Annotated in this window: 9 protein-coding genes; 7 read left to right on the top strand and 2 right to left on the bottom strand. The window is 56.3% G+C overall.

Translation table 11 applies throughout. The features are described from left to right. Positions 1-1,701, top strand: a 1,701-nt coding sequence (locus V6D20_09495) for a DEAD/DEAH box helicase (GenBank protein ID HEY9816013.1), incomplete at its 5' end; no start/stop codon positions are given. Between the two features lie 165 nt (positions 1,702-1,866). Here the strand turns inward: V6D20_09495 and larB are convergent. Next, positions 1,867-2,643, bottom strand: coding sequence for a nickel pincer cofactor biosynthesis protein LarB (gene larB, locus V6D20_09490; protein ID HEY9816012.1), 777 nt, complete (start codon positions 2,641-2,643; stop codon positions 1,867-1,869). Between the two features lie 413 nt (positions 2,644-3,056). Between larB and V6D20_09485 the strand changes: the two genes are divergently transcribed. From V6D20_09485 to V6D20_09460, 6 genes are all read left to right on the top strand, one after another. Beyond that, positions 3,057-3,617 (top strand): hypothetical protein, encoded by a 561-nt coding sequence (locus V6D20_09485; protein ID HEY9816011.1) that lies wholly within the window; start codon positions 3,057-3,059, stop codon positions 3,615-3,617. Positions 3,618-3,774: 157 nt separating this feature from the next. Then, positions 3,775-4,581 carry a hypothetical protein gene (locus tag V6D20_09480; protein HEY9816010.1) on the top strand — a complete coding sequence of 269 codons (807 nt, stop codon included), beginning with the start codon at positions 3,775-3,777 and terminating at the stop codon, positions 4,579-4,581. 91 nt (positions 4,582-4,672) lie between these two features. Further along, a complete protein-coding gene (locus V6D20_09475; GenBank protein HEY9816009.1) occupies positions 4,673-4,858 on the top strand; it encodes a hypothetical protein in 186 nt (61 codons plus the stop codon). A gap of 147 nt (positions 4,859-5,005) precedes the next feature. Beyond that, positions 5,006-6,358 (top strand): efflux RND transporter periplasmic adaptor subunit, encoded by a 1,353-nt coding sequence (locus V6D20_09470; GenBank protein ID HEY9816008.1) that lies wholly within the window; start codon positions 5,006-5,008, stop codon positions 6,356-6,358. A gap of 5 nt (positions 6,359-6,363) precedes the next feature. Next, a complete protein-coding gene (locus V6D20_09465; protein HEY9816007.1) occupies positions 6,364-7,584 on the top strand; it encodes an ABC transporter permease in 1,221 nt (406 codons plus the stop codon). A gap of 62 nt (positions 7,585-7,646) precedes the next feature. Further along, entirely contained in the window at positions 7,647-8,366 is a 720-nt protein-coding gene (locus tag V6D20_09460) for an ABC transporter ATP-binding protein (protein HEY9816006.1), read from the top strand. Here V6D20_09460 and V6D20_09455 read toward each other — a convergent pair. Next, on the bottom strand, positions 8,363-9,724 hold the full coding sequence (locus V6D20_09455) for a hypothetical protein (protein HEY9816005.1): 1,362 nt from the start codon (positions 9,722-9,724) through the stop codon (positions 8,363-8,365). The two genes, V6D20_09460 and V6D20_09455, sit on opposite strands and share 4 nt — an antisense overlap. Between the last annotated feature and the right edge of the window lie 370 nt (positions 9,725-10,094).

Genomic DNA, 10,094 nt, shown 5'->3' with positions numbered 1-10,094 from the left:
GAATGGGTGGAATTGCGATCGCCCGACATTCGCGCGGCCCAAGCCTTTTTTGAAAGTCGCAAAGATCAGCGATCGCTCTCCCTAGAAGATGTCCTGCGCATCAAAACCGGCGACACCCAGATGATCGATAAGCTACCGGTGGTCAATTTTGAGACCTCCGGAGCCTTGGAAAAACTGCTGACCACCCTCACCACCGGCAACCAAAGCATCGAACCCCTGCCCACCCCTGCTAGCTTCCAAGGCACCCTACGCCCTTACCAACAGCGCGGTGCTTCTTGGCTCGACTTTTTGGAACAGTGGGGCTTGGGAGCCTGCCTGGCTGATGACATGGGCTTAGGAAAAACCATTCAGCTCATCGCCCTATTGCTGCATCTTAAGGAACAGGGAGCCCTGACCGCTCCGACCCTGCTCGTCTGTCCCACCTCGGTGTTGGGCAACTGGGAACGGGAGGTGAAACGGTTTGCGCCCAGTCTCAAGGTGTTGGTGCAGCATGGGGAGAAGCGATCGCAACGGGCTGAGTTTGCCACCGCTGCGGCGGCCGTTGACCTGGTGATGACCAGCTATCCTTTGGTGTATCGCGATCTGAAAACCCTGAAGCAGGTTTCTTGGCGGGGCATTGTTTTGGATGAAGCCCAGAATATTAAAAACCCTCAAGCGAAGCAATCTCAGGCGTTGCGGGAACTGGAAACCCAGTTTCGCATTGCCCTCACCGGCACCCCCGTGGAAAATCGACTGCTAGAGCTGTGGTCGATTATGGATTTCCTCAACCCTGGTTATCTGGGGCCGCGCAACTTCTTCCAGCGCCGCTTTGTGATCCCCATCGAACGCTATGGCGATACCGCATCGTTGAAAACCTTGCGATCGCTTGTCCAGCCCTTTATTCTGCGTCGCCTGAAGACCGATCGCACGATTATTCAAGATTTGCCGGATAAGCAGGAAAATAACGTTTTCTGTGGTCTGGCTCCCGACCAAGCGGCCCTCTATCAACAGTTGGTGGATTCAGCCCTGGCGGAGATTGAATCCGCTGAGGGCATTCAGCGCCACGGCATGATCCTTGCTCTGTTGACTAAGCTCAAACAGGTTTGTAATCATCCGCAGCTCTTGGGTAGTAAGAGTAAGAAAGTTCCGTTGCTCTCCGCCCAGCAATCGGGTAAACTCCAGCGTCTCCAGGCTATGCTAGACGAGCTGATGGATGAGGGCGATCGCGCCTTGATTTTTACTCAGTTTGCTGAATGGGGTAAGCTGCTGAAGACTTACCTAGAACACCAATTTCAGCAAGAGGTGCTGTTCCTCTACGGCAACACCTCCAAAAAGCAGCGGGAGGTCATGGTCGATCGCTTCCAACACGATCCCCAAGCTCCTCGATTATTTATCCTGTCTCTGAAAGCTGGTGGAGTGGGCTTAAACCTGACCCGTGCCAATCACGTCTTCCACTTCGATCGCTGGTGGAATCCGGCGGTGGAAAACCAAGCAACCGATCGCGTCTTTCGTATCGGACAAACCCGTAATGTGCAGGTGCATAAGTTCGTCTGCACGGGCACCTTGGAGGAACGCATTCACGAAATTATCGAAAGTAAGAAAGCGCTGTCTGAACAATTGGTGGGTACGGGCGAAAATTGGCTGACGGACTTTGATACGGCCCAGTTGCGCAACCTGTTGCTCCTCGATCGCAGCGCCGTGATCGAAGATGACGAGGATTGATAGCTGCTGCTACAACGACTGAAATTCTATGGTGTCAACGCGGGAGCGCTGACACCTATCTTGGTCGCTCCTGTGGCTAGGTCTGGGTGCAGAAGCGCTGCTGGGAGCATTCCTACGCTTAGTGTAGGAACGATATCGAAGATGCAGAAGGATCGCGCTTGTAGTTTAGCCATCGCGATCGCTCATCCGGGCCGCTGTCCGCAAAATTTGCCCTGCGAGCATGGCGGCACCAAATCCATTGTCAATGTTCACGACCCCGATGCCCGTTGCGCAGGAATTGAGCATGGTCAGCAGGGGAGCCAGCCCGCCAAAATTGGCCCCATAGCCGATGCTGGTGGGTACGGCGATCACTGGACAACTGGTTAGCCCCGCCACCACACTGGGTAGCGCTCCCTCCATGCCCGCCACCACAATCAACACATCCGCCTCTCGCACCAGTTCCTGATGCTGCAACAGCCGCTGAATACCCGCCACGCCCACATCCCAGAGGCGTTTCACCCGAAAGCCACAGAGCTCTGCCGTTATCGCCGCTTCCTCGGCCACCGCTAGGTCTGCCGTGCCTGCCGACAGCAGCGTCATGGTGCCCGGTTGGTAGGGTGCTAGGTTATCGGGAGCGATCGCTACAATTCTTGGCTGCTTGTAGTAGACAGCATCGGGAATGTGGGCCTGAATCTGGTGGTAAACCTCTGGCTCAATGCGGGTCGCCATCACCACCGGCTGCACCAATCGCATCGTCTGCATGATCTTCACGATCTGCTCCGGCGTTTTGCCTGGCCCCCAGATCACCTCCGGAAAGCCTGTACGCAGCGATCGCTGATGGTCGAGCTTGGCGAACTCTTCCACCGGTTCAAAATCATCCCAGAGCCGCTCAAAGGCGACATCGGGCGGCACTGTGCCTTGGGCCACAGCAGCGAGTAATTGACGCAAAATATCCGGTTGCATAGGGCGATCGCTTCCACTTGATCGTTGACTAACGCTGGCTAAAGAATTATGAAGGATTTGGCCCAGACTCGTCAGCCAAATTCACCCTTAGGAGGGCCGTGGATGATGGTTCAACGAGACGGGCTCTTCAGCGATCGCCCCGCCACGATGCCAAACCCTATATCAATCGCCGTTGATAACAAACATCAGGAAATCGGGCATCTTAAAAATGGGGTTGTCGATGGACGATGCTGTTCTATAGTAAGCGGCCTAATCGGCCTATCGATATCCATCAATACTTCGCGCTACCCTCTGCCCTGTCGAGGTGCTCCACCGAGCCTCGATCTACCCCGTGCCTGTTGTCCTCGGGGAATCGCCTCTGATTTGGGTTGTCTGTGCTATTCTTTGCTGGCTACTGAAGGGATTATGTCACTATGTCCAAGCTCTTACAGACCGTAGTGGTGGTATCTGCCGTGGTGCTGCCCATCTTTGGCAGTCATGCTGCCATCTCCCAAGAGCGGCAGGGGTGTTATATGGTCAACCCGCGGGGCGTCTTGCAAGACCTCTCCGAAATTTGTCCTGCGCCGTCGTTTGTGGTGCAAGAAAGCACTCCCCAAGGGTTGGGAACGGGCGATATTCAAGTCACCCTACGTTGGGCGACCAGTGATGACCTCGATCTAGAAGTTACCGATCCAAGTGGGAACATTGTTGCTTACTACAACCGTCAGGTACCCTCAGGAGGGCAACTGGATGTTGACGCTAATGCAGCCTGTAGCGGTACCACCACCCAGCCCATCGAAAATATTTTTTGGCCCGTTTCCCAAGCACCCACGGGCAGCTACAGCATTCGAGTCAACCTCTTTACCCGCTGTGGTGGTGGATCGGCGGAGATTCCCTTTGAGGTGACGCTGTTGACCCGTGGGGAAACCCAAACGCTAACGGGCACGGTCAGCGACCAAAGCCTCACCGCAAGTTTTCCATTCTCGCTAGACTAAACCTAGGTGAACAGCAACTAGCCGGCGATCGCTCCCAGTTTGCCGAATTGGCGAGAACCGCATACAATTCGGTCGTCTTGTAGAAGACGTCAAGCAGGCAGATCGCATCATCGTTGAAGTATTGATTGTTAGAGATGTGTGACACGGGGGACTGGGTATGCGTCAAGTGTTGAAGCTAGTGTTGATTGGAAGCCTAACGGTGCTGGTGGGCGGCTGCCAGTTCTTTGCAGGTGGCGGGGATGAGACGGTGAGTGAAGAGTTTGAAGCTGTACCGATTCCGGATGAGCCGGTTGAAGGGGAGCTTCCTCCAGGCGACGAGTTGGGCGACGAGTCAGCCGAAGGTTTGGAAGAGCCCGGAGCTGAAGGTGCGGCTGTGCCACCTCCACCCCCTGCTGATGCAGACTTGATTGCTTCCACGAATGCCGATGAACGGATCCGGCAGATTACTCAGGAACGGGATAATCCTTTTGCGTTGATTCCTGCCACGCCGCGCATTATTTCCACCGGAGAGGATGACAACCAGCCATCACCACCACCACAACTAGCGCCTAGTGACCCAAGCGGCAACGGTGCCTCTCCGCCTCTTACTCCTGGTGGCCTAGCGCCTATTCCTGAGTTGGTGCCGCAGCAGCCGGCCGGCCCACCGCCGCCACCCCCCACGGACTTAGCGCGGGCTGTCGTTGTGACTGGCGTGGTACAAATTGGCACTACGGTTCATGCGATTGTGGCAGCGCCTAATGAACCCCACAGTCGCTATGTTCGGGAAGGCCAACTTTTGTCAAACGGTCAGGTTTTGGTCAAGCGTATTGAATTTGTGCCTGGCGGTGAGCCACGGGTGATCCTAGAGCAAAATGGCGTAGAGATTACGCGCGCTGTGGGAGAAGGTGATTTGCCATCTGAAGAAACTACAACAGCATCCGCTAACAACGTTCTCCCGGCGGTATCTCTGGACTCTTCTATCTAGTCGGCGATCGCTTGTCTAGAGTTCAGCTACTCCTGTTAGCCGCTCACATCTATACCTCAACCACGGCTCTCTCAGTTAGTAGAGAGTCGTTTTGTTTGGGTCGGGCAAAATGCTAGGGGATGCGATCGCTTTGTACCCTGTTCTGCTCTTGCGGTTGTTCTCAGAGCGATCGCCCAGTCCCATTGAGAAATCATGGTGGGGGCATGGGATCTCTGAGCTGCGATCGCCCGATGGGATGACTAACATGGAGGACGACAAACGGCGGAATCGGCGCTAGCGTAAACGTAAGCGTCGAGGTAGCGATGTCCCTGTCCTCACAGATGGCTGGAAGGATCGATACCATAGAAGCAGAATTCAGCAATGGTCTAACCCGTAGGGCCTTGCTGTTGATGTTGATCGTGTTTTCCTTGGATCCCTTTACGTTATGCAACGTCCTTTTCCCGGCAAAGCCCGCGGATCGATGCCTTGGGTGATTGGTTTAGCCGCAGTAGGGCTATTGGGAGTTGGTGCCGTCGTGCTCGTGACTACACGCCAATCCTCTCCGTCGGCTGAGCAGCTCAATGCGTTGACGGTTCCCGTTGAAACCAGTAGTGTGGCGCTTCGTATTCGAGCTAGCGGGACAGTGCAGCCCTTTCGCACGGTGAATATTAGCCCTGCGACCTCCGATATTTTGGAGGAGCTCTACGTTGAACAGGGCGATCGCGTCACCCGTGGGCAGGTGATCGCTTTGATGAAAAATGATACGGCGGCGGCCAACGTGGCCCAGGCTGAGGCCCAGGTCGCCCAGGCCCAGTCGCGCCTGCAGGAGTTGGAGACCGGTAACCGACCGGAGGAGATTGCCCAGGCCCAGGCCCGGGTGGAGCAGGCCCAAGCCTTGGTGGTCGAAGCAGAGTCGCAGGTGGTCTTGGCGACCGAGCGGGTGGAGCGCCAGCAATTTCTCTACGATCAGGGAGCGATCGCCCAAGATGGCTTGGATGAAGCGACCAACACGGTGAATGCTGCCCGCGCTACCCTAGAACGCCAGCAGGCTAGTTTGCGGGAAGCTCAGGAAAATTTGCGTCAGCAGCAAAGCGGTAGCCGGGTTGAAAGTATTGATGCGGCTCAGGCCCAGGTGGCGGAGGCGGAGGCCAATCTCCAGGGGGCGATCGTCCGCTATGAGGATACCTTCATTCGGGCTCCGTTTGATGGCATCATTACCCAGCGCTATGCGTCGGAAGGGGCATTTGTGGCCCCCACCACGTCGGCATCGACCGCCTCATCGGCCACCTCATCTGCAATTGTGGCGATCGCTGAAGGCTTAGAAATTCTAGCCGAGGTGCCGGAGGTTGATATTGCCCAGATCCAGCTAGGGCAGCGGGTGGAGGTGATGGCCGATGCCTTTCCCGAGGAGGTGTTTGAGGGGCGGGTGCGATTAGTGGCTCCCGAGGCGGTGATTGAGCAAAACGTCACCTCGTTTCAAGTACGCATTGAGCTGCTAGAAGGGCAAGATCGGCTGCGATCGCAGATGAATGTGGATGTGGAGTTTATTGGCGAGACGGTAGACCGGGCACTCGTGGTGCCGACTGTGGCCATTGTTACCCAGCAGGGTGATACGGGGGTGCTGGTGCCGGATGACCAAAACCGTATTCGCTTCCGCCGAGTGACCCTTGGCCCTGCGGTGGGCAACCAGACGCAAATTCTCAGCGGTCTAGAGAGTGGCGATCGCGTGTTTGTCGATCTGCCTCCAGGACAGCAGTTAGAAAATCTCAACTTTGGTGATGTCAGTGAGGAGGATTAGAATCCATGGACGTGCGTGAAAGCTTGGGAATGGCGGTCAAAACGCTCACAGCTAACAAGCTGCGCAGTACCCTCACCATGCTAGGCATCATCATCGGCAATGCCTCCGTGATTGCCATGGTGGGGATTGGCGAAGGGGCGCAAAAGTTTGTGTCGGATGAAATTGAGGGTCTGGGCCCCAACGTGCTGTTTGTGGTGCCAGGCAATCAAGAAACTCAGCGAGCGACGTTTAATCTCCCCAAGACCTTAGTGCTGTCCGACGCAGAGGCGATCGCTGAGCAGGTACCCTCGGTGGTGGGGGTTGCGCCAGAGTTTAACGACAGCGGCCCGGTGGTCTACCGCAATCGATCGACCAATGCCACCATTGTGGGTACCACGCCGGGCTTTCCCCTTGTGCGCAACTTCATCGTAGGCCGGGGACGCTTTTTCACCGACCTAGATATGCAGCGCAGCACCCAAGTGGCGGTGCTGGGCTATGAGTTAGCCGATCGCCTCTTTCAGGGAGCTGAACCTGTGGGGCAGCAAATTCGCGTGAAAAACGTCAGCTTTCAGGTGATTGGCGTTTTAGAAGAGAAGGGGGCAGGGCTAGGCGGTTTGAACTATGACGAAGCGGTGTTGGTACCCTTGCTGACACTATCCCGGCGATTGGTGGGGCAGACTTCGCCCTTTGGGGTCGAACTCACCTATATTGTGGCGGCGGTGGATCAGCAGGACAACATGGGGGCGGCCGAGTTCCAAATTGCCAACCTGCTGCGCCTGCGCCATAAAATTACCGGCGCGGATGATTTTGTGGTGCGTAGCCAAAAAGACCTGCTGGAGTTGACGGGCACGATCACCGGCGCACTGACCGCTCTGCTAGCGGCGATCGCTGGCATTTCCCTCCTCGTGGGCGGCATCGGCATCATGAACATCATGCTGGTATCGGTGCGGGAACGTACCCAGGAAATTGGTCTACGGAAGGCGATCGGTGCTTCGGGGAACGATATTTTGGTGCAGTTCATGATTGAAGCCGTGATTCTCTCAGCAGCCGGTGGCATCATTGGCACTGGTATTGGGGTGGGTGGAGCAGCGCTCTTGGGTGCCGTGACGCCGTTTCAGCCGGGTATATCTGTGAGTGCCATCGTGATTTCAGTGGCGGTGTCGGGAAGCATTGGCCTTTTCTTTGGGGTGGTTCCTGCGCGGCAGGCTGCCCAGCTCGATCCCATTGTGGCCCTGCGTAGTGCCTAGTCTCATATGCCTTCTCATATGCCTAGTCCCCTATCTCGCGATCGCTTCTGGTGGAGCCTCCCATGACCGAACCCATCATTCAGTTTGACCATATTTCCAAAATCTACGGCACGGGCAACACCGAAGTGCGCGCCCTATCCGATGTATCGCTCACCGTCCAATCCGGTGAATATTGCGCCATTATGGGGCCGTCGGGGTCGGGAAAATCCACGGCCATGAACGTGATTGGCTGTCTCGATCGCCCCACGGCGGGTCGCTACTGTCTGGATGGGGTGGATGTGTCCCTCTTGGACGATCGCGCCCTGGCCCACATTCGCAACCAAAAGCTCGGCTTTGTCTTTCAGCAGTTTCATCTCCTGCCCCAGTTGACAGCGTTGGAAAACGTCATGCTGCCCATGGTCTATGCGGGCGTGCCCTTTGTAGAACGCCGCGATCGCGCCACGACGGCTCTAACGCGGGTGGGTTTGGACAATCGCCTATCCAATAAGCCAGCTCAGCTTTCGGGAGGACAGCAGCAGCGGGTGGCGATCGCCCGCGCCATTGTCAATCAACCGGTATTGTTATTAGCGGATGAACCCACCGGTGCGCTAGATTCCCACACCACCCAAGATGTGATGGAGATTTTCGCCGAACTCAACACCAGCGGCATCACCGTGGTCATGGTGACCCACGAGGCCGAGGTGGCCCGGCTGACGCGGCGGGTGGTGTGGTTCCGGGATGGTGAAGTTGTGCATGACCACCTAGCTCCGGAAGATATTGGCCAAATGGCCTTCACAGGCTAAGGCATCTCTGGATCCTCTGCGTCTGAACCGCCGAGCACCTCTAGCACCTCTGGAGCTACCTCGGGTACCCGCACAGGACGCAGGGGCGGACGAACTAACAATAGCTGCCGTTCAAAATAGGCCTCTCGGAATCCCAACTGCTGGGCCAAGCGCAGCGCTTGCTCAAAGGCGGCTAAGGATTGGGGAATCTGGTCGCGATCGCGGTGGATGCGACCGATTTCGTCGTAGGCCCGCATCATGCCATAGACGCTGTAGGACTGTTGCTCCACGTCCACTAAGCGACGGTAGGCCACCACAGCATCATCAAAGCGCTCAATGGTTTTGTAAAGTTCGGCCAACTGTCGTAGGGCATCGCTGGCATAGCCAAACTGCTGGCTGAGCTGGGCGGCGGTGAGGGCAGCTTGGTAGTTGATCGCGGCGCGGTCGTAGCGCCCTAGAGCTTGATAGTTATTGGCGATCGCAATCTTCAATCGCGGTACGGGCATCACCTGCACTTGATCGATCTGCTCGGGGGGAGTGCGTTCCAGCACATCGGCGGTATAGAGTTCAATCAAGCGCTCTTGGGTGGCGATCGCTTGCAGGTATTGCTGATCCTGCTCGTAGGCATAGGCCAGATTTTCTAGGGCCTGGGCTTCTTGAGCGCGATCGCCTTGGCGTTGCAGGATCTGCGCCAATTCTTGATAGGTCGCAGCGGCATCACCATAGTCAAACCAGTTGAGGTAGAGCTGCCCCAGGGTTTGCAACGTACTTTGTTCCAGCGCCGCATCCCGCTGTTCGCGGCTATAGTCGAGCACGCGTACATAGGCCGCGATCGCTTCGTCTTTCTTGCGTACCGTTTCGTAGGTTTGAGCAAGGGTGATCCAGAGATCTAAATCTACGCCCAGCTCCTGGAGCGCCATCGCTTCAATCAGCGCTAAGCGATCACCTACCGCCCGCAGTTCCTCCGTCCGGTTGTCTTGGAAGGCTCGTTGACCGAGCCAGTTGAGGGCTTCAATTTCAGCTCGATAGCCGAGAAACTGCCGCAGCCGTAGCTCCCGCACCCAAATCTCATAGGCGGCATCCCGTTGCCCCTGTTGATCCAAGACCAGACCTTCTTGGCGCAGGTCATCCAGAACCGCCTCTAGCTCCAGGGCCTCTTCCGATGTGAGAGAGCGATCGCCCTCAACCACCGCTTCATCCACTAAGGGCTCTTCATCCTGGTCGGTGATTGGATCCAGCAAAAAAGGTGGTTGTTGCGCTAGGGCTGGAGGCGCGATCGCCAGAAGCCCCGCGAGGGCTATCCCCGCCCAAGACCACCCTCTCCATCTAGGACTAGGATTCATTAAATTGTGCCGCGTCTGAATAAGCGATCGCGCCATCACTGCCACTCCAGTCTGCCCATGGGATGTATTCTTAGACGTCAGGACTCTGGGGTAGAGGTTCCAGTTCCTCTCGCCATCATCACATAAATGTCTACCCCATACCAAAACCAAGCTGATGGTGGCCTTTAGTCCCTTCAGCCCATCGATGGATCGATCCGCCCGAATTCTAGGAGCGGAGCCCGGATGTCAGTGAAATCACCTATGAGAGAGCGATCGGGCTCTGTCTCATCTCAGCCATTGATCACAGCGCCTCATGGGGAGCATCACAGGTTAAGATATGGAAGCAATTTCATGGTAGAGACTAGACGTATTGTTGAATCAATTCCTACAATCCTACAGAACTACCTTTTGAATTCACTAACACTTG

It is taken from the genome of Candidatus Obscuribacterales bacterium, assembly GCA_036703605.1.
In the GTDB taxonomy this organism is placed as follows: Bacteria; Cyanobacteriota; Cyanobacteriia; order RECH01; family RECH01; genus RECH01.
Note: the sequence above shows the minus strand (reverse complement) of the source record. Positions and strands in the feature narration are given on the sequence as shown.

Excerpts from the sequence above, each read along its gene's own strand:
- V6D20_09470 (HEY9816008.1), top strand. The coding sequence starts at position 5,006 with ATGCAACGTCCTTTTCCCGGCAAAGCCCGCGGATCGATGCCTTGGGTG.
- V6D20_09460 (HEY9816006.1), top strand. The coding sequence starts at position 7,647 with ATGACCGAACCCATCATTCAGTTTGACCATATTTCCAAAATCTACGGC.
- V6D20_09485 (HEY9816011.1), top strand. The coding sequence starts at position 3,057 with ATGTCCAAGCTCTTACAGACCGTAGTGGTGGTATCTGCCGTGGTGCTG.
- larB (HEY9816012.1), bottom strand. The coding sequence starts at position 2,643 with ATGCAACCGGATATTTTGCGTCAATTACTCGCTGCTGTGGCCCAAGGC.
- V6D20_09455 (HEY9816005.1), bottom strand. The coding sequence starts at position 9,724 with ATGGCGCGATCGCTTATTCAGACGCGGCACAATTTAATGAATCCTAGT.
- V6D20_09480 (HEY9816010.1), top strand. The coding sequence starts at position 3,775 with ATGCGTCAAGTGTTGAAGCTAGTGTTGATTGGAAGCCTAACGGTGCTG.
- V6D20_09465 (HEY9816007.1), top strand. The coding sequence starts at position 6,364 with ATGGACGTGCGTGAAAGCTTGGGAATGGCGGTCAAAACGCTCACAGCT.